At 71.3% G+C, this 17,474-nt stretch carries 19 protein-coding genes; 12 read left to right on the top strand and 7 right to left on the bottom strand.

What is annotated here, in order from left to right; translation table 11 throughout:
• Window positions 1–11: 11 nt before the first annotated feature.
• The 3 genes from ABZ078_RS08505 (at window position 12) to ABZ078_RS08495 (ending at window position 2,491) form a co-directional block, all read left to right on the top strand.
• Window positions 12–278 carry a protealysin inhibitor emfourin gene (locus tag ABZ078_RS08505; RefSeq protein WP_356572951.1) on the top strand — a complete coding sequence of 89 codons (267 nt, stop codon included), beginning with the start codon at window positions 12–14 and terminating at the stop codon, window positions 276–278.
• Window positions 279–324: 46 nt separating this feature from the next.
• Entirely contained in the window at window positions 325–1,650 is a 1,326-nt protein-coding gene (locus ABZ078_RS08500) for a GH1 family beta-glucosidase (protein WP_356572949.1), read from the top strand.
• Between the two features lie 364 nt (window positions 1,651–2,014).
• Complete coding sequence (locus ABZ078_RS08495; protein ID WP_356572948.1) at window positions 2,015–2,491, top strand: hypothetical protein; 477 nt, start codon at window positions 2,015–2,017, stop codon at window positions 2,489–2,491.
• A 53-nt stretch (window positions 2,492–2,544) separates the two neighbouring features.
• On the opposite strand, the gene ABZ078_RS08490 is transcribed toward ABZ078_RS08495, so the two are convergent.
• Window positions 2,545–2,883, bottom strand: coding sequence for a P-II family nitrogen regulator (locus ABZ078_RS08490; protein ID WP_356572947.1), 339 nt, complete (start codon window positions 2,881–2,883; stop codon window positions 2,545–2,547).
• Entirely contained in the window at window positions 2,880–4,199 is a 1,320-nt protein-coding gene (locus ABZ078_RS08485) for an ammonium transporter (protein ID WP_356573228.1), read from the bottom strand. Before ABZ078_RS08485 ends, ABZ078_RS08490 begins: the two co-directional genes overlap by 4 nt.
• Window positions 4,200–4,373: 174 nt before the next feature.
• Between ABZ078_RS08485 and era the strand changes: the two genes are divergently transcribed.
• The 5 genes from era to ABZ078_RS08460 all read left to right on the top strand — a co-directional run bounded on the left by era (window position 4,374) and on the right by ABZ078_RS08460 (window position 8,720).
• Window positions 4,374–5,333 carry a GTPase Era gene (gene era / locus ABZ078_RS08480; RefSeq protein WP_356572946.1) on the top strand — a complete coding sequence of 320 codons (960 nt, stop codon included), beginning with the start codon at window positions 4,374–4,376 and terminating at the stop codon, window positions 5,331–5,333.
• Between the two features lie 143 nt (window positions 5,334–5,476).
• Window positions 5,477–6,544 (top strand): PhoH family protein, encoded by a 1,068-nt coding sequence (locus tag ABZ078_RS08475; RefSeq protein ID WP_356572942.1) that lies wholly within the window; start codon window positions 5,477–5,479, stop codon window positions 6,542–6,544.
• Window positions 6,545–6,559: 15 nt separating this feature from the next.
• Window positions 6,560–7,057, top strand: coding sequence for an rRNA maturation RNase YbeY (ybeY, locus tag ABZ078_RS08470; RefSeq protein ID WP_356572940.1), 498 nt, complete (start codon window positions 6,560–6,562; stop codon window positions 7,055–7,057).
• Entirely contained in the window at window positions 7,054–8,364 is a 1,311-nt protein-coding gene (locus tag ABZ078_RS08465; protein ID WP_356572938.1) for a hemolysin family protein, read from the top strand. Before ybeY ends, ABZ078_RS08465 begins: the two co-directional genes overlap by 4 nt.
• A complete protein-coding gene (locus ABZ078_RS08460) occupies window positions 8,361–8,720 on the top strand; it encodes an MmcQ/YjbR family DNA-binding protein (protein ID WP_356572936.1) in 360 nt (119 codons plus the stop codon). The genes ABZ078_RS08465 and ABZ078_RS08460 overlap by 4 nt, the downstream gene beginning before the upstream one ends.
• 112 nt (window positions 8,721–8,832) lie before the next feature.
• Here ABZ078_RS08460 and ABZ078_RS08455 read toward each other — a convergent pair whose 3' ends face one another.
• Window positions 8,833–10,284 carry an MFS transporter gene (locus ABZ078_RS08455; protein WP_356572934.1) on the bottom strand — a complete coding sequence of 484 codons (1,452 nt, stop codon included), beginning with the start codon at window positions 10,282–10,284 and terminating at the stop codon, window positions 8,833–8,835.
• A 148-nt stretch (window positions 10,285–10,432) separates the two neighbouring features.
• Between ABZ078_RS08455 and ABZ078_RS08450 the strand changes: the two genes are divergently transcribed.
• Together ABZ078_RS08450 and ABZ078_RS08445 are read left to right on the top strand one after the other, a co-directional pair.
• Window positions 10,433–11,254 (top strand): helix-turn-helix transcriptional regulator, encoded by an 822-nt coding sequence (locus tag ABZ078_RS08450; RefSeq protein ID WP_356573226.1) that lies wholly within the window; start codon window positions 10,433–10,435, stop codon window positions 11,252–11,254.
• 29 nt (window positions 11,255–11,283) lie between these two features.
• Window positions 11,284–11,637: a cytidine deaminase gene (locus tag ABZ078_RS08445; protein ID WP_356572932.1), complete on the top strand. Its 354-nt coding sequence runs from the start codon at window positions 11,284–11,286 to the stop codon at window positions 11,635–11,637.
• A gap of 54 nt (window positions 11,638–11,691) precedes the next feature.
• Here ABZ078_RS08445 and ABZ078_RS08440 read toward each other — a convergent pair whose 3' ends face one another.
• Window positions 11,692–12,075 (bottom strand): nuclear transport factor 2 family protein, encoded by a 384-nt coding sequence (locus tag ABZ078_RS08440; protein ID WP_356572930.1) that lies wholly within the window; start codon window positions 12,073–12,075, stop codon window positions 11,692–11,694.
• Window positions 12,076–12,187: 112 nt separating this feature from the next.
• Between ABZ078_RS08440 and ABZ078_RS08435 the strand changes: the two genes are divergently transcribed.
• Window positions 12,188–12,988, top strand: coding sequence for a VOC family protein (locus ABZ078_RS08435; protein WP_356572928.1), 801 nt, complete (start codon window positions 12,188–12,190; stop codon window positions 12,986–12,988).
• Between the two features lie 61 nt (window positions 12,989–13,049).
• Here the strand turns inward: ABZ078_RS08435 and ABZ078_RS08430 are convergent, their stop codons facing one another.
• The 3 genes from ABZ078_RS08430 to ABZ078_RS08420 all read right to left on the bottom strand — a co-directional run bounded on the left by ABZ078_RS08430 (window position 13,050) and on the right by ABZ078_RS08420 (window position 16,541).
• Window positions 13,050–14,108, bottom strand: coding sequence for a PfkB family carbohydrate kinase (locus tag ABZ078_RS08430; RefSeq protein WP_356573224.1), 1,059 nt, complete (start codon window positions 14,106–14,108; stop codon window positions 13,050–13,052).
• Window positions 14,109–14,316: 208 nt separating this feature from the next.
• Window positions 14,317–15,606, bottom strand: coding sequence for a glucarate dehydratase family protein (locus ABZ078_RS08425; protein ID WP_356572926.1), 1,290 nt, complete (start codon window positions 15,604–15,606; stop codon window positions 14,317–14,319).
• Window positions 15,603–16,541, bottom strand: a complete 939-nt coding sequence (locus tag ABZ078_RS08420) for a 5-dehydro-4-deoxyglucarate dehydratase (protein ID WP_356572924.1) — start codon at window positions 16,539–16,541, stop codon at window positions 15,603–15,605. Before ABZ078_RS08420 ends, ABZ078_RS08425 begins: the two co-directional genes overlap by 4 nt.
• Window positions 16,542–16,644: 103 nt before the next feature.
• Here ABZ078_RS08420 and ABZ078_RS08415 point away from each other — a divergent pair, with 103 nt between their 5' ends.
• Entirely contained in the window at window positions 16,645–17,430 is a 786-nt protein-coding gene (locus tag ABZ078_RS08415; protein WP_356572922.1) for an IclR family transcriptional regulator, read from the top strand.
• The last annotated feature ends 44 nt before the right edge of the window (window positions 17,431–17,474 follow it).

Here is a 17,474-nt window from a genome sequence, read left to right as displayed (position 1 = left end):
AGAAGGGACCCATGCGTATTCAGGTACGGCGCACGGGCGGATTCGCGGGCATCGAGCGGCACGCCGAGGTGGACACCTCCGGGCGGCCCGACGCCCAGGAGTGGCACGCCCTGGCCGAGCGCGCGATCGCGGCCGGCCGGGGCACGCCCCCCGTCGGGGTCCCGGACGGCTTCAGCTACCAGATCACCGTGGACGGCCGGACGGTCTACTGCGCCGACCCCCGGCTCACCGACGAGCAACGCAAGCTGATCTCCAGGGTGCTGAAGGAAGGCGCGTAACGGTCAGTTCCCGCCGGGGCGTTGACTTCCGTTACCGCCGGTACGGATGATCCGGCGCATGGCGACTGACCCGATACCCCAGTTCCCGGCCGGCTTCCTGTGGGGCGTCTCGACCTCGGCCCACCAGATCGAGGGCGCGGCCGACGAGCGCGACAGGTCCGTGTGGGACGCCTTCACGGCCGAGCCGGGAAGGGTGAAGGACGGCTCCACGGCCGAGGTGGCCTGCGACCACTACCACCGCTACCCGGAGGACGTGGCGCTCCTTGCCGACCTGGGCGTGGGCGCGTACCGCTTCTCGATCTCGTGGCCCCGGGTGAACGCGCCGAAGGGCCTCGACTTCTACGACCGCCTGGTGGACGAGCTGTGCGCGGCGGGCGTACGGCCGGTGCCGACGCTGTTCCACTGGGACCTGCCGGTCGCGCTGGACTGGCTCGACCGGGACACGGCCGCGCGCTTCGCCGAGTACGTGACCGTGGTCGCCGAGCGCCTGGGCGACCGCGTGCGGAAGTGGATCACGGTCAACGAGCCCGCCGAGCACACCCTGCTGGGCCACGCCCTCGGCACCCATGCGCCGGGCAGGAAGCTGCTGTTCGACGCGCTGCCCGTCGCCCACCACCAGCTCCTGGCCCACGGTCTCGCCGTACGGGCCCTGCGCGCGGCCGGCGCCACGGACATCGGGATCGCCAACTCGCACGGGCCGACCTGGCCGGCGTCGGGGGAACAGGCGGACCTGGAGGCGGCGGACTTCTACGACCTGCTGCTCAACCGGCTGTTCGCCGACCCACTGCTGCTGGGCCGGTACCCGGACGGCATCGGCGAGCTGATGCCGGGAGACGTCCAGGCGGACCTGAAGGTCATCGCGGAGCCGCTCGACTTCTACGGCGTCAACTACTACGCGCCGACCCGCGTGGGCGCCCCGCAGGGCACCGAGATCGAGTTCGGCGGGGTGAGCATGCCCGCCGAACTGCCCTTCTCGGTACGGCAGATCGACGGTGTGCCGACGACGGACTTCGGCTGGCCGGTGGTCCCCGAGGCCCTGACGGAGCTGCTCACCGGGTTCCGGGAACGGTACGGCGACCGGCTCCCGCCGATCGTCATCACCGAGAACGGCTGCTCGTACGAGGGCATCGACGACCAGGAGCGGATCGCCTACCTGGACGGCCACATCCGCGCCCTGCACCGGGCGGTCGAGGCGGGCGTGGACGTACGCGGGTACTTCGTCTGGTCGCTGCTCGACAACTTCGAGTGGGCCGAGGGATATGCGCGCCGGTTCGGCCTGGTGCACGTGAACTTCGAGGATTCCGCGGCGCTCACCAGGACCCCGAAGGCGTCCTACGGCTGGCTACGGGACGTGCTCCGGGCCCAGGGATGACGGCCGACGCCCTGGCCGATCCCACGCGGCGGGTCGGCCGGGGCCGGCCGACGGCGCCGGCGCTGGCCGACGTGGCGATCGGTGGTGTCGCTGCGCCGCCAGTCGACGAAGCGCTTCCGGCATCCGCTGGTCGGGCTGCGGCTGGTGGAACTGCAGGGCATGTCGCCCAGCTACCCGTAGGTACTCGTGGGTAGTTGAGGCCGGAAATCACCTTGCCGACCCTCGCCCCACGCGCATCAATGGAAACGACGGTTCCGAACGGACCGTCAGATTCAGCTCTCCCCCGCAGTGTGTCCGCATCCACCTGCCGAGCAATTCCCCAACCCCACTCGGAATTCCCCCACCTCGAAAGGGAGCGGATCCCATGAGACGAACGCGCATCGGAGCTGGTGCGACGCTGGTGGCCGGGGCCCTCGCGGTCACCGGACTGGCCTTCGCGCCCGCCGCCCTCGCCGTCGCCCCCGGCACCGCCACGATCACCGCCGACTGCGGCAGCTTCGGCGGCGGTGAGGCCACCCTCACCGCGACGCAGAACGGCACCGCCGCCACCATCACCGTGAACTCCTCCGCCATCACCGCGCCGATCGCGCTCGGGGAGGACTCGATCTCCTCGACGCTCACCCTGGTGAAGGCGAGCGGCGGCACCACCACCTTCACCGGCACGGAGAACCCGGCGATGGCCGCCGGCGACCCCGTCCAGGTCGGCCCGCTCAGCGGCACCGTCGCCTCCGGGGACAGCCTGGAGGCATTCGGCGGCTCGCTGAAGATGACCGTCTTCGGCATCACCATCACGTGCACGGCGGCCGGGCCGCAGTCGCCGGGCCCGTTCGTGTTCGACTGACGCGCGGACCGCGCCGACGGATGACCAGCGGGTGCGGTCCCGGCGCCCGGCGCTTACAGCGCGTCGGGACCGCGCTCGCCCGTGCGGACCCGTACGACCGTCTCGACGGGCAGCGCCCAGACCTTGCCGTCGCCGATCTTGCCGGTCTGGGCGGCCTTCACGATCGCGTCGATGACGTCGTCCGCCGCCGCGTCCTCGACGACGACCTCGATGCGGACCTTCGGCACCAGGTCGACCTGGTACTCGGCGCCGCGGTACACCTCGGTGTGGCCGCGCTGCCGGCCGTAGCCGCTCGCCTCGGTCACGGTCAGACCGTGCACGCCGAGTTCCTGGAGGGCGGTCTTGACCTCGTCGAGCCGGTACGGCTTGACGATCGCGGTGATGAGCTTCATGCCTGCTTCTTGACCTTCTGCGCGGCGGGGACGGACGAGGACACGGACGAGGTGACCGGGGCGCCGTGCCCCAGGACCCCGTGATCGTAGGCGCTCTCGGCGTGCACCGTAAGGTCCAGGCCGGTGTGCTCCTGCTCCTCGCTCGCCCGGAAGCCCATGGCCTTGTCGATGACCTTGCCGATCCCGTAGGTGACGAGGAAGGCGTACGCCGCCACGGCCACCACGGCCACCGCCTGCTTGCCGAGCTGCGCGAGTCCGCCGCCGTGCAGGAGTCCCTCGGGCCCGCCCGTCATCGTGGCCGTCGCGAAGACGCCGATCAGCAGGGTGCCGATGACACCGCCGACGAGGTGGACGCCGACGACGTCCAGGGAGTCGTCGTAGTTCAGCTTGAACTTCCAGCCGACCGCGTAGGAGCAGACGACGCCGGCGACCAGGCCGATGACGAGCGCGCCGAGCAGGGACACCGAGCCGCAGGACGGCGTGATGGCGACCAGGCCGGCGACCGCGCCGGACGCGGCGCCCAGGGTGGTGGGGTGGCCGTCGCGCTTCTGCTCGACGAGGAGCCAGCCGAGCAGGCCCGTGCAGCCGGCGGCGAGGGTGTTCAGGAAGACGGCCGCGGCCAGGCCGTTGGCGCCGAGGGCCGAGCCGGCGTTGAACCCGAACCAGCCGAACCACAGCAGACCGGCGCCGAGCACCACCATCGGCAGGTTGTGCGGCCGCATCGCGTCCTTCTTGAAGCCGAGCCGCGGGCCGAGGACCAGGCAGAGGGCGAGGCCGGAGGCGCCGGAGGTGATCTCGACGGGGAGGCCGCCGGCGAAGTCCAGAGCGCCGAGACGCTCCAGGATCCAGCCGCCCGGGCCCCAGGTCCAGTGGGCGACCGGAACGTATACGAGCAGCGCCCACACGGGCACGAAGACCATCCAGGCCCCGAACTTCGCCCGGTCCGCGACCGCACCGCTGACCAGGGCGGCGGTGATGATCGCGAAGGTGAGCTGGAAGGTGGCGAACAGGAGGGTGGGGACGGTGCCCTGGACGCTGTCCGGACCAAGGCCGGACATGCCGGCGAGACCGAGCCCGCCGATGAGACCGCCGAACGCGTCGTCCCCGAAGGCGAGGGAGTAACCGCACGCCAGCCACACGATCGTGACCAGGGCGATGGACACGAAGCTCATCATCAGCATGTTGAGGACGCTCTTGGTGCGGACCATGCCGCCGTAGAAGAGGGCCAGGCCCGGGGTCATCAGCAGGACGAGGGCGGTGGCGGCGAGCAGCCAGGCGGTGTCGCCGGTGTCGACGCCTGCGGCGGCGAGGGTCACTGTCGTCACGGTCGTCTCCAACGGTGCGGGGGCTCGTCAGAGGGTCACCGCAGTGCGTTTCCGGTTGCGTACGGGTGTGTTTCCGTGACGTTTCGTTGCGCGGGGGTTTCCGGAAGCTCACCGCGCGGGCGGCGCTCGGTCGGGTGTGCGGCACGGCTCTGTGGATCAGGGAGAATGGGCGCCATGAGCGTTCGCAGTCAGTCATCCGAGCCGTCCGAGGCCCCCCACCGCGCGGGCTTCGCCTGCTTCGTGGGCCGCCCCAACGCGGGCAAGTCCACGCTTACGAACGCTCTGGTCGGCCAGAAGGTGGCGATCACCGCGAACCAGCCGCAGACGACGCGGCACACGGTGCGGGGCATCGTGCACCGGCCCGACGCCCAGCTGATCCTGGTCGACACCCCCGGTCTGCACAAGCCGCGCACGCTCCTGGGCGAGCGCCTGAACGACGTCGTACGCACCACATGGGCCGAGGTCGACGTGATCGGCTTCTGCCTGCCCGCGAACGAGAAGCTCGGGCCCGGTGACCGCTTCATCGCGAAGGAACTGGCGTCGATCAAGAAGACGCCGAAGATCGCGATCGTCACGAAGACCGACCTGGTGGACGGCAAGACCCTGGCCGAGCAGCTCATCGCGATCGACCAGCTCGGCAAGGAGCTGGACTTCGAGTGGGCGGAGATCGTGCCCGTCTCGGCGGTCGGCGACAAGCAGGTGGACCTGCTGGCCGACCTGATCGTCCCGCTCCTCCCGGAGGGTCCCGCCCTCTACCCCGAGGGCGACCTCACCGACGAGCCCGAGCAGGTCATGATCGCCGAGCTCATCCGCGAGGCCGCCCTGGAGGGCGTCCGCGACGAGCTCCCGCACTCCATCGCCGTCGTGGTCGAGGAGATGCTCCCCCGCGAGGACCGCCCCGCCGACAAGCCCCTCCTCGACATCCACGCCTTCGTCTACATCGAGCGCCCCAGCCAGAAGGGCATCGTCATCGGCCCCAAGGGCAAGCGCCTGAAGGAGGTCGGCATCAAGTCCCGCAAGCAGATCGAGGCGCTGCTGGGGACGCCGGTCTTCCTCGACCTGCACGTGAAGGTGGCGAAGGACTGGCAGCGCGATCCTCGGCAGCTGCGGAAACTGGGCTTCTGAGGATCTCCTCGCTCTGCGAGAACCTCCCGGGGAAAAGCCCTACGGCGTTGTCAGTCCCCCGGCGTACCCTGGAATTCGCCAGGCCGCCCCTGTGGCGGACGAGTCGTTTCGAGGAGGACGAGCAAGGCCTACAGAGCCGGCCCATGACTCAGACACCCACAGCTCACACACCCGCGCAGGGGCAGGCGAGAGCACAGTTCACCGTCCCCGCCCAGCACCCCATGGTGACCGTGCTGGGGTCCGGCGACTCCCTGCTGCGCGTGATCGAGAGGGCCTTCCCGGCGGCCGACATCCACGTCCGGGGAAACGAGATCAGCGCGATCGGCGACGCCGCTGAAGTCGCCCTCATCCAGCGCCTGTTCGACGAGATGATGCTGGTGCTCCGCACCGGACAGCCGATGACGGAGGACGCAGTGGAACGCTCGATCGCCATGCTCAGAGCGAGTGAGACCGGGGAGGGACCGGAGGAGACCCCGGCCGAGGTCCTCACCCAGAACATCCTCTCCTCCCGCGGCCGCACGATCCGCCCCAAGACGCTCAACCAGAAGCGGTACGTCGACGCGATCGACAAGCACACCATCGTCTTCGGTATCGGCCCCGCCGGTACCGGCAAGACCTACCTGGCCATGGCCAAGGCGGTGCAGGCCCTGCAGTCCAAGCAGGTCAACCGCATCATCCTGACCCGGCCGGCGGTCGAGGCGGGCGAGCGGCTCGGATTCCTGCCGGGCACGCTGTACGAGAAGATCGACCCGTACCTGCGGCCGCTGTACGACGCGCTGCACGACATGCTCGACCCGGACTCCATCCCGAGGCTCATGGCCGCCGGGACCATCGAGGTCGCGCCGCTGGCGTACATGCGTGGCAGGACCCTGAACGACGCCTTCATCATTCTCGACGAGGCCCAGAACACCAGCCCCGAGCAGATGAAGATGTTCCTCACCCGCCTCGGCTTCGACTCGAAGATCGTCATCACCGGTGACGTGACCCAGGTCGACCTCCCGGACGGCACCAAGTCCGGTCTGCGGCAGGTGCAGGACATCCTGGACGGCGTCGAGGACGTCCACTTCTCCCGGCTGTCCTCGCACGATGTCGTCCGGCACAAGCTGGTGGGCCGTATCGTCGACGCGTACGAGGTGTACGACAGCAAGCACGGCACCCAGAACGGCTCGCACAAGGGCCGCGGCGGCAAGGCCGGGCACAAGGGGAAGTAGAGAACACGCACGACCATGTCGATCGACGTCAACAACGAGTCCGGAACCGAGGTCGACGAGCAGGCGATCCTCGACATCGCCCGCTACGCGCTCGCGCGGATGCGCATCCACCCGCTCTCCGAGCTCTCGGTGATCGTCGTGGACGCCGACGCCATGGAGCAGTTGCACATCCAGTGGATGGACCTGCCGGGCCCGACGGATGTCATGTCCTTCCCGATGGACGAGCTGCGGCCCCCGTCCAAGGACGACGACGAGCCTCCGCAGGGGCTCCTCGGTGACATCGTCCTGTGCCCGGAGGTCGCCGCGAAGCAGGGCGCGGAGGCGCCCACGCAGCACTCCATGGACGAGGAGCTCCAACTGCTCACCGTCCATGGCGTGCTGCACCTGCTGGGGTACGACCACGAGGAGCCCGACGAGAAGGCCGAGATGTTCGGCCTCCAGGCCGCCATCGTGGACGGCTGGCGCACGGAGAAGGGGATGACAGGTCCCTCCCCGGCGCCGACCGTGTCATGAGCCTCCCCCTCGTCGCCGGCGCGATCGCCCTGGTGGTCGTCGCGTGGCTCGCCGCCTGTGCGGAGGCGGGCCTGGCACGGGTCTCCAGCTTCCGCGCCGAGGAGGCCGTACGCGGTGGCCGGCGCGGCAGCGAGAAGCTCGCGCTCGTCGCCGCCGATCCGACGCGCTATCTGAACGTGGCGCTGCTGGTGCGCGTGGCGTGCGAGATGGCGGCGGCCGCGCTCGTCACGTACGCCTGCCTGCGGGAGTTCGCCAGCACGACCGAGGCGCTGCTGGTCGCCATAGCGGTCATGGTCCTGGTGTCGTATGTCGCCGTGGGCGTCTCGCCGCGCACCATCGGCCGCCAGCATCCGCTGAACACGGCGACGGCGGCGGCGTACGTGTTGCTGCCGCTCGCGCGGATCATGGGCCCGATCCCCTATCTGCTGATCCTCATCGGCAACGCCCTCACGCCCGGCAAGGGCTTCCGCCGTGGCCCCTTCGCCTCCGAGGCGGAGCTGCGGGCGCTGGTCGACCTCGCCGAGAAGGAGTCGTTGATCGAGGACGACGAGCGCCGCATGGTGCACTCGGTCTTCGAGCTGGGCGACACGCTGGTGCGCGAGGTCATGGTCCCGCGCACCGACCTGGTGGTGATCGAGCGCTACAAGACGATCCGCCAGGCCCTCACCCTCGCCCTGCGGTCCGGTTTCTCCCGGATCCCGGTCGTCGGGGAGAGCGAGGACGACGTGGTCGGGATCGTGTATCTGAAGGACCTGGCCCGCAAGACGCACATCAGCCGGGACGCGGAGAGCGAGCTGGTGTCGACGGCGATGCGGCCCGCGTTCTTCGTGCCCGACACCAAGAACGCCGGTGACCTGCTGCGCGAGATGCAGAAGGAGCGCAATCACGTCGCCGTCGTCATCGACGAGTACGGCGGCACCGCCGGGATCGTCACGATCGAGGACATCCTCGAGGAGATCGTCGGCGAGATCACCGACGAGTACGACCGTGAGCTGCCGCCGGTGGAGGCGCTGGGCGAGGACCGCTACCGGGTCACGGCCCGCCTGGACATCACCGACCTGGGCGAGCTGTACGGCCTGGACGAGTACGACGACGAGGACGTGGAGACGGTCGGCGGTCTGCTGGCGAAGGCCCTCGGCCGGGTGCCGATCGCCGGGGCGTCGTCGGTGGTCGACCTGCCGGACGGCCGCGAGCTGCGGCTGACGGCGGAGGCGGCGGCCGGCCGCCGGAACAAGATCGTGACGGTGCTGGTCGAGCCGGTGGCTCCGGTGCCGGCACCGGAGGATCAGGAGGCGAAGGCGGAGTGAGCCCCGAGGAGTTGCGCGCGTTCTGCCTGTCGTTCAACGCGGCGGTCGAGGACTTCCCCTTCAGCCCGGAGATCTCCGTCTTCAAGGTCCAGGGCAAGATCTTCGCCCTGAGCTGGACGGACGCCCGCCCCCTGAAGGTCAACCTCAAATGCGACCCGGAGGACGCGATCCGGCTGCGCGGCGAATATCCCGGCCTGATCAGTCCCGGCTACCACATGAGCAAGCGGCACTGGAACACGGTGACGGTCGACGGCGGGCTCCCGGACCGCCTCGTGCGGGAGCTCATCGAGGACTCGTACGACCTGGTCGTGGCCGGTCTGCCGAGAGCCGACCGGCTTCGCCTCGACCGCGCCTGAGCCGTCCCACAGCCGTGTGACGTCCGCGCGCCGCACGGGTGGGGGCGGCCCTCGCGACCGACCGGTGTGCTGACCGTCGGTCGCGGGGGACGCCCCCTCGGGCCCACCCCCGTCAGGCCCGCGTCTTCCTTGCGCCGCGGGACGCCGTGCCGAGTCCCAGCGCGACCAGTGCGGCCGTGGCCAGGACGATCGCCGCGTTCAGGGCCATCACCGTGCGGGTGCCGGACAGCAGGTCGCCGGAGGTCGTCGCGAGGACGCCCAGCAGCGGGATGCCGATCGTGATGCCGACCTGCTGGGTCGAGGTCACCAGGCCGGTGGCCAGGCCCTGTTCCTCGTCGGGGACGCCGGAGGTGACCGTCAGGCCGTAGGAGATGATCGCGCCCAGGTGGAACATGCTCGCCAGCGAGACGGCGGCCGTGGCCAGCCAGACCGACCAGGTGTGCGCGTTCAGCAGGACCAGGGCGGCCACGAAGGCGCCCTGACCCGTGAGCGAGACGACCAGGGTGCGGCGCGCGCCGAGACGGCTGACGCACCGCGGGGTGAGCGAGCCGGCGATCACCGACACCACGCCCTGGACGCCGAAGACCAGGCCCGTCTCCCAGGCCGACAGGCGCAGGGTCTCCTGGAGGTACAGGGTGAGGACGAAGACCACCGTCGACATCATCGAGAAGGTGACCAGGCCGCCCAGGTTGCCCCACGCCACCGTGCGGCGGCGCAGCATGGGCAGGGAGACCAGGGGTGCCTCGGTGCGGGACTCGACGACCGCGAAGGCCGTGAGGAGCGCGAGGCCCGCGATCAGGGTCGCGATGACGTCGGTGCGGCCGAAGCCGTGGTCGGCGGCCGTCGTCAGGGCGTAGATCAGGGACAGCAGACCGCCGGTGACGGTGATCGCGCCGGGCACGTCGAGGTGCGGGCGCTGCGGGGTGCGGGACTCGGGCAGCAGGCCGGGCGCGAGCGGCAGCACGACCAGCGCGAAGATCGCGAGCAGGGCCATGGTGGAGCGCCAGCCGAGGGCGTCGGTCAGGACGCCGCCCGCGACGACGCCGATGGTGAAGCCGAGGGACATCAGTGTCCCGGAGATGCCGAGGGCGCGGTTGCGGGCGGGGCCCTCCGCGAAGGTGGTCGTCAGCAAGGACATGCCCGTCGGCACGATGACCGCCGCGCCGAGGCCCTGGAGGGCGCGTCCGGCGAGGAAGGACGCCGGGTCCCAGGCGAAGGTCGCGAGCACGGAGGCCGCGGCGAACAGGGCGAGGCCGGTGAGGAACAGCTTGCGGCGGCCGTAGAGGTCGCCGACGCGGCCGAAGAGGAGCAGGAAGCCGCCGGACGGCAGCGCGAACGCCGTGACCGCCCATTGCAGCGCCGACGGGCTCATGCCGAGGTCGGCGCCGAGGACGGGCAGGGCGACGTTCAGGACGGAGAAGTCCAGCGCGACCATGAACTGGGCCGCGCACAGGACGAACAGGACGAGTTTGTCGCGCGTCGACAACCGGGGGGTGTCGGGCGGTGGGGTCGTGGTGGGACCGGAAGCGGTGGTCGCGGGGGAACTGGTGGTGTCGATCGCCATGCCCAAGAGACTGCGGGCGCCGGAATAGCCGTGGGAAGCGGGAAGTTGTGCTGGTGGTGGCACCACCAGCCAACAGGACGAGGGGGATCCGTACGTGTCCCAGGGCACGCTGAAGAGTCAACGCCGGTATGAGCTGCGCGAGTTCCTGATGAGCAGGCGGGCCCGGGTGACACCGGCCGAGGCGGGCCTGCCGGACGGCGGAGCGCGGCGCCGTACGCCGGGACTGCGGCGCGAGGAGGTCGCCGTGCTCGCCGGGGTGGGCGCGTCCTGGTACCAGTGGCTGGAGCAGGGGCGGGACATCTCGGTGTCGCCGCAGGTGCTGGACTCGGTGGCCCGGGTGCTGCGGCTGAGCAACGCCGAGCGGCGGCATCTGTATCTGCTGGCCGGGCTGAACCCGCCCGCGCCCGAAGTGGCGCCCGAGAAGCGGGACATGTGCGAGGGGCTGCGGCGGCTGATCGACGCGTGGATGCCGTATCCGGCGCACATCATGGACCGGTACTACAACGGCGTGCTGTACAACGACGCGGCGGCGACGGTGCTCGGCATACGGCCGGGCAAGCGGTGGAACTGCCTGATCGACTTCTTCACGGATCCGATGTACCGGTCGCGGTCGAGGAGCTGGGAGCAGAACGCCCGTACGGTCGTGGCGCAGTTCCGCGCGGTGTGCTCGGCCTCGCCGGACGACGAGGGGTTCCAGGCCGTGCTGGCCGAGGCGCGGGCGTCCAGTCCGGAGTTCACCGAGCTGTGGGAGCGGCGGGACATCGAGGACGCCGGGCAGATCCGCAAGGAGCTGGACCATCCGCTGGTCGGGCTGTTGTGCCTGGAGTCGAGCGTGATGCAGATGCCGGTGCGGCCCGATCTGTCGATCGTCCTGCACACGCCGCTGGACGAGGCGAACACGGCGGCCAAGCTGCAGTGGCTGGCGTCGCCGGAGGGGCGGCGCGGGGCGATGTACCCCGTGGCCGGTTAGGCGGGGCGGCGCTCCGTATGCTCAAGGTCATGACCGACAACAGCGCGCTGGACCCCGAGGACCGCAAGATCGTCACCCTGGCCCGTTCCGCCCGGGCCCGCAACGGCGTGCCCGAGGGCGCGGCCGTACGGGACGAGACCGGCCGTACGTATGTCGCCGGGACCGTCGCCCTGGACTCCCTGAAGCTGAGCGCGCTGCGGACGGCGGTGGCGATGGCGGTGGCATCCGGGGCTACGTCGCTGGAGGCGGCGGTGGTGGTGACGGAGGCCGAGGGCGCCTCGGACGAGGACCGGGCGGCGGTACGGGACCTCGGCGGACCGCAGACTCCGGTGCTCGTGGCGGGGCCCGACGGGACGGTGCGTACGACGGTGACGGCGGGCTGAGGCCCGGGGCGGGCCGCCGCCAGGGCGCTCAGGTACGGCGCTCAGGTCCGGCGCTCAGGTCCGGGCCGCCGCGGTGATGTGGCTGAGGACGCACAGCCAGCGGTCGTCCCGCCGTACGAAGACATCGGTCGTCCACTCGTCGGCGTCGAAGCGCTCGCCCCGGTAGTGGGCCGTGTTCGTCACCCGCGCCGTCACCACCGCGGCGTCGCCGTGCACCCGGATCCTGGGCTCGCCGACGAGCTGGAACGCCGAGTGGGTCAGGTCGCCGGACTCGACGAACGCGAGGAACCGCTCCCTGGTGGAGATGCCCGACTCGGAGACGATGACCCAGTCGTCGGCCATGAACTCGGCGATCCGGGCAGCGTCGTTGGAGACCATCGCCGCCGCCCAGTCGTGTGCGGTGGCGGCGAGTCCGGCCGTGCCTGCATCGTCGCTCATGGCCGGATGGTAACCAGAGCGGGCCGCCCCGGCGCCCGGGGAACGTCCGACGGGCGAGTGTCAGTGCCGGGTGTCACGCTGAGGTCATACCGGTCTGCGAAAGGGCATCGTCATGATCACCACTGACCTCACCCCCGGCGCCCCCTGCTGGCTCGACCTCGGCACCCCCGACGTCCCGGCCGCCGCGTCCTTCTACGGCTCGGTGCTCGGCTGGGAGTACGAGTCCATGGGCGCGGCGGATGACTTCGAGGGCGGGATGTTCAAGAAGGACGGCAAGACCGTCGCCGGGCTCGGCAAGCTCACCGAGGAGGGCGCGCGCTCGGCGTGGATGATCTACTACATGGTCACCGACGCCGACGCCACGACCCAGGCCGTGGAGCGCGCGGGCGGCACGGTGCGGGTGGCGCCGATGGACCTCGACGACTGGGGCCGGATGGCCCAGTACAGCGATCCGCTGGGCGGCCAGTTCGCCGTCTGGCAGCCGGGGAAGAACTCGGGCTTCGAGCTGGCGGACGAGGTGGGCTCGCTGTCGTGGACCGAGCTGTACACGAGCGATGCCGCGGGCGCGAAGGAGTTCTACGGCGGTCTGTTCGGCTGGCAGTTCAGTGACATGCCGCTGCCGGGCGGCGGCGGCACGTACACGCTGATCACGCCCGCCGGGCAGCCCGAGGAGCGCATGCAGGGCGGCCTGATGGAGCTGCCGAAGGAGAACCTCGCGCTGGCGGACGGGCGACCGTACTGGCACCCGGTCTTCAACGTCACCGACTGCGACGCCGCGGTCGGTGAGGTCACCGGGAACGGCGGCAGCGTGCAGATGGGTCCGGAGGACGCGGAGGGCGTCGGCCGGCTGGCCGTGTGCCTCGACCCGTCGAACGCGGACTTCGTGGTGCTCACCCCGGCCACTCCGAGCTGAGCCGGCGAGGCGGTGTCGCCGCGGTCATCACGTCGGCCGAGTCATCACGCCGGCCGAGTCGTCACGCCGACCGTCTGAACCCGATCGTCGGCACCGCCCGCCGCAGCGGCCACGGCCTCGCCGACTCCGCCTCCTCCGGCACCACGTCCGCCAGGAACGCGTACCGGCGCAGGGCCTCGGGGTCCTGCCGGTCCAGGGACTGCACCTTGCGCCACCAGGCGCCGATCTCGGCCCAGCAGGGTGCCGAGAGGGAGCCGCCGAACTCCTGGACGGAGAGGGCCGCCGTGAGGCCGGCGAAGGCGAGGCGGTCGGCCAGCGGCCAGTCCGCGAGCGTCCCGGCGACGAAGCCGGCCACGAACACGTCCCCGGCGCCGGTCGGGTCCAGGGCCTCCACGGCGATCGCGGGAACCACGGCCGTCTCCCCGGTCCGGCCGTCCACCGCGTACGCCCCCTCCGCGCCCAGGGTGACCACCGCGACCGGGACATGGGCGGTCAGGGCGTGGGCCGCGTCGCGGGGGCAGTCGGCGCCCGTGTACCGCATCGCCTCCTGCGCGTTCGGCAGGAAGGCCTCGCAGTGCTCCAGGTCGGCCAGCCCCGCCAGGTCCCACGCTCCGGTGTCGTCCCAGCCGACGTCGGCGAAGATGCGGGTGCCCTTGCTCGCGGCCTGCGCGATCCAGGGGGCCCGCTTGCCCGGCACCAGGGAGGCCACGGCGGCACGCGCGCGGGGCGGGCAGTCGGGCGCCGGCTCCTCCGGGGGCGGCTCATGGCCGTGGGAGACCATCGTGCGCTCCCCCTCGTACGCCATGGAGACCGTGACCGGCGAGTGCCAGCCGGGCACCGTGCGCGACGGTGTGAGGTCGATGCCCTCGCCGTGCTCCAGCGCGTCCCAGCAGTACTCGCCGTAGTGGTCGTCTCCGAAGGCCGCCGCGAGCGATGTCCTGAGGCCGAGGCGGGCCAGGGCCGTCGCCATGTTCGCCACGCCGCCGGGGCTCGACCCCATGCCGCGCGCCCAGGACTCGGTGCCGCGCACCGGGGCCGAGTCGAGGCCGGTGAAGATGATGTCGAGGAAGACCGTGCCCGTGAGATACACGTCCCAGGGCGGGTCGGCGGGCGTACGCAGTCCGGCGAGGGGGTCGACCTGGGCCCGGCGGTAGGGCCCCGCTGTCCTGGACGACGGGCCCTGGGGCGAGGGTCCCCTTCCGGTGGGCGCGGTGGGCGTGGTCACGGTGCGCTCCCTGACGTGGTGCTGATCTGGCCAGTGTGCACCACGCCACCGACAACGCCACCGCGATCGTGCGGAAGCACCCGGTCCGGGCGGTCGGCGGGTCCTACCAGCGAGGTACCGACGGCGGGACCCAGCCGGGGTCGGCGACGCGCATCGCGGCCGCGTCGTCGCGGTCCCGGAGCGAGCCGTCGTCATCCAGCCACCGCCGGTGCAGCGCCGCCAGCCGGTCCCGGTCCAGCTCGACGCCGAGGCCGGGCGCGTCCGGCACGGCGACCTTGCCGCCGTCGAAGGCGAGGCGCTCGGTGAGGACGTCCTCGGACTGCCAGGGGTAGTGGGAGTCGCAGGCGTGGTGGAGGTCCGGGACGGTCGACGCCACGTGGGTCATCGCGGCGAGCGAGATGCCCAGATGGGTGTTGGAGTGCATGGACACCCCGACGCCGAAGGTGCGGCAGACCGCCGCCAGCCGCTGGGTGTTGCGCAGCCCGCCCCAGTAGTGGTGATCGGAGAGGACGACCTGGACGGCGTCCTTGGTGAACGCCTCCTTGATCTCCGCGAACGTCGTCACGCACATGTTGGTCGCCAGCGGCACGTCGGTCCGCGCGGCGACCTCGGCCATGGCGGCCGTACCGAGGGTCGGGTCCTCCAGGTACTCCAGGACGTTCCCGAGCTCCCGCGCGACCTTCAGCGAGGTCTCCACGGACCAGGCTCCGTTGGGGTCCAGCCGCAGGGGGTGCCCGGGGAAGGCGTCCGCGAGCGCCCGTACGGCGGCGATCTCCTCGTGCGGCGGGAAGACACCGCCCTTGAGCTTGAAGGAGGTGAACCCGTACCGCTCCGTGAACCTCCGCGCCTGCTCGACGACCCCGGCCGGGTCGACGGCGGCGCCCCAGTCGTCCTTCTCGGCGCGGACGCCCGCCGGATGGCCGGCCCACTTGTAGAACAGGTACGCGCTGTACTCGACCGAGTCCCGCACCTTTCCGCCGAGCAGCGTGTGCACGGGCAGTCCGAGCGCCTTGCCGAGGGCGTCGAGGCAGGCGACCTCGAAGCCGGAGACGACGGACAGCCGCAGCTTGTCGGCGGTCTGGACGCCGCGCAGCCCGCCGACGTCGACCTGCCCGGACACCCGGGACCGGTCGACGGCCACCTCGTCGGCGACCACGAACAGGCCGTTGACATCACCGACTTGACGCCCGACCAGCCGCTCGGCGAACGGCCGGGCGAGTTCCAGGTACTTGGTGTCGCCGTAGGTCTCGCCGACCCCGGTGATCCCGTCGGCCGTCTCGACCTCCACGATCAGGCGGGGTGTGTAGGGCTGGTGGACACCCTGGGTGTTCAGCAGCGGCGGGTCGGCGACCAGGATCGGCGTCAGGCGGACATCCGTGATCGTGAGGTTCACAGGGCGGCTCCCACGAGGTCGAGGCCGCCGGCGAGCAGGGCCCGCAGCTCGGCCAGGTCGGCGGCCGACGGGTCGGTGAGCGGGGCGCGTACGGGGCCGACCGGGCGGCCGCGCAGCCGGGCCGCCGCCTTCACCAGGGACACGGCGTATCCGGGTACCCGGTCGCGCAGTTCGACGAGCGGGACGTAGAAGTCGCGCAGCAGCTTGTCGACGGTGCCGTGGTCGTCGCTTTGGAGGGCGGTGAAGAAGGCGTTCGCGATCTCGGGGGCGAAGGCGTGGACGGCGGAGGAGTAGGCGGGGACGCCGACGGTGGCGTAGGGGCGGGCCTGGATCTCGGCGGTGGCGGCGCCGTTGAAGAAGAGGAAGTCCTCGGGGGCGGCGAGAGTGAGGCGCTGGAGGCGGTCGAGGTCGCTGTGACCGTCCTTGAGGCCGATGACGTTCGGGATGCGGGCGATGCGCCGCAACGAGTCGGCGGTGTAGGCGACTTGGCCGCGCTGGTAGGCGATGAGAGGAAGGCGGGTGCGGGCCGCGAGGTGCTCCAGCTGGGCGACCAGGCCGTCCTGCGGGGCGGCGACGAGGTAGTGCGGCAGGACGAGGAGGGCGTCGGCGCCGGACTCCTCGGCGAGGCGCGCGAACCGGGCGGCCTGCGCCCAGCCGTAGCCGGCCCCGGCGACGACGGGGGCGCGCCCGCCGGACTCCTCGACGGCGATCGAGACGACGCGCCGGTACTCGTCCTCGTCCAGCGAGAAGAACTCGCCGGTGCCGCAGGCGGGGAAGAGGGCGCCGGGGGCGGTGGCGAGCTGGGCGGCGACATGGGTGCGAAAGCCGTCCGGGTCCAGTGAGCCGTCCTCGTGGAAGCTCGTGAGCGGGAAGGACAGCACTCCTCGTGCCATGCCGTCCCGCAACCGCCGGGCCGTGTCCGTATCGAGGCTCACCCGCGCTATCTCCCCATGTAGATATCATCCATGTATGAAAATGGAGGTTAGATACGCGAACCGTGACCGTCAATGCCCCGGTCGTTCCGATTACGATCGGCCCATGTCGGAGACAGGCGGCGTCCGCGAGGTGAAGTCCGCGGCGCGCACGGTCGAGTTGCTGGAGCTGCTCGCCGCGCGCGGCGACCGCCCGGCACGCCTCCAGGAGCTGGCCGACGAGCTCCAGGTCCCGCGCAGCTCCATGTACGCGCTGCTCCAGACCCTGATCTCACGGGGCTGGGTCCGCACGGACGTCACCGGCTCGCTCTACGGCATCGGCATCCACGCCCTGCTCACCGGCACCACCTACCTCGACTCCGACCCGCGGGTGCGCGTGGTGCGCCCGTATCTCGACGAGGCGTCCGAGGCGCTGGGCGAGACGATCCACATGGGGCGTCTCGACGGCCGCGACGTGGCCTACCTGGCCACGCGCGAGTCGCACGAGTACCTCAGGACGATCAGCCGGGTCGGCCGGCGTCTCCCGGCGCACGCCGGAGCCCTGGGCAAGGCGCTGCTCGCCGAGCGTCCGGACGACGACCTCCCCGAAGGCCCCTACCGAGCCCTCACCCCCAACTCCCACACCACCCGGGACTCCCTGGCGGCGGACCTCGCCGCGGTGCGGGCGCGCGGCTACTCGGTCGACCGCGAGGAGGGCGTCCTCGGCATCGTGGGCTTCGGCTTCGCCCTGCGCTACGACGTCCCGGCCCAGGACGCGATCAGCTGCTCGGTGCCGGTGGCCCGGCTGTCGGCGAGGCACGAGGAGCGGATCGTCGCGGTGATGCGGGAGATCAGGGCGAAGATCGAGGCGACGGTTCCCGGCGGGGGCGGCTCGGTGCACTGGCGCAAGTGAGGGCGCCTTCTACCCGCCTTTCACCACCCCAAACGGAACGTGCC

The organism is Streptomyces sp. NPDC006385 (assembly GCF_040612485.1).
GTDB lineage: Bacteria > Actinomycetota > Actinomycetes > Streptomycetales > Streptomycetaceae > Streptomyces.
The sequence above is the reverse complement of the archived record's forward strand: the minus strand, read 5'-3'. Positions and strand labels throughout refer to the sequence as shown.

Bases quoted from the DNA above. Each gene is read 5' to 3' on its own strand.
- ABZ078_RS08505 (WP_356572951.1), top strand. From the start codon at position 12: ATGCGTATTCAGGTACGGCGCACGGGCGGATTCGCGGGCATCGAGCGG.
- ABZ078_RS08500 (WP_356572949.1), top strand. From the start codon at position 325: ATGATCCGGCGCATGGCGACTGACCCGATACCCCAGTTCCCGGCCGGC.
- ABZ078_RS08495 (WP_356572948.1), top strand. From the start codon at position 2,015: ATGAGACGAACGCGCATCGGAGCTGGTGCGACGCTGGTGGCCGGGGCC.
- ABZ078_RS08490 (WP_356572947.1), bottom strand. From the start codon at position 2,883: ATGAAGCTCATCACCGCGATCGTCAAGCCGTACCGGCTCGACGAGGTC.
- era (WP_356572946.1), top strand. From the start codon at position 4,374: ATGGGCGCCATGAGCGTTCGCAGTCAGTCATCCGAGCCGTCCGAGGCC.
- ABZ078_RS08475 (WP_356572942.1), top strand. From the start codon at position 5,477: ATGACTCAGACACCCACAGCTCACACACCCGCGCAGGGGCAGGCGAGA.
- ybeY (WP_356572940.1), top strand. From the start codon at position 6,560: ATGTCGATCGACGTCAACAACGAGTCCGGAACCGAGGTCGACGAGCAG.
- ABZ078_RS08465 (WP_356572938.1), top strand. From the start codon at position 7,054: ATGAGCCTCCCCCTCGTCGCCGGCGCGATCGCCCTGGTGGTCGTCGCG.
- ABZ078_RS08455 (WP_356572934.1), bottom strand. From the start codon at position 10,284: ATGGCGATCGACACCACCAGTTCCCCCGCGACCACCGCTTCCGGTCCC.
- ABZ078_RS08450 (WP_356573226.1), top strand. From the start codon at position 10,433: ATGAGCAGGCGGGCCCGGGTGACACCGGCCGAGGCGGGCCTGCCGGAC.
- ABZ078_RS08445 (WP_356572932.1), top strand. From the start codon at position 11,284: ATGACCGACAACAGCGCGCTGGACCCCGAGGACCGCAAGATCGTCACC.
- ABZ078_RS08440 (WP_356572930.1), bottom strand. From the start codon at position 12,075: ATGAGCGACGATGCAGGCACGGCCGGACTCGCCGCCACCGCACACGAC.
- ABZ078_RS08435 (WP_356572928.1), top strand. From the start codon at position 12,188: ATGATCACCACTGACCTCACCCCCGGCGCCCCCTGCTGGCTCGACCTC.
- ABZ078_RS08415 (WP_356572922.1), top strand. From the start codon at position 16,645: ATGTCGGAGACAGGCGGCGTCCGCGAGGTGAAGTCCGCGGCGCGCACG.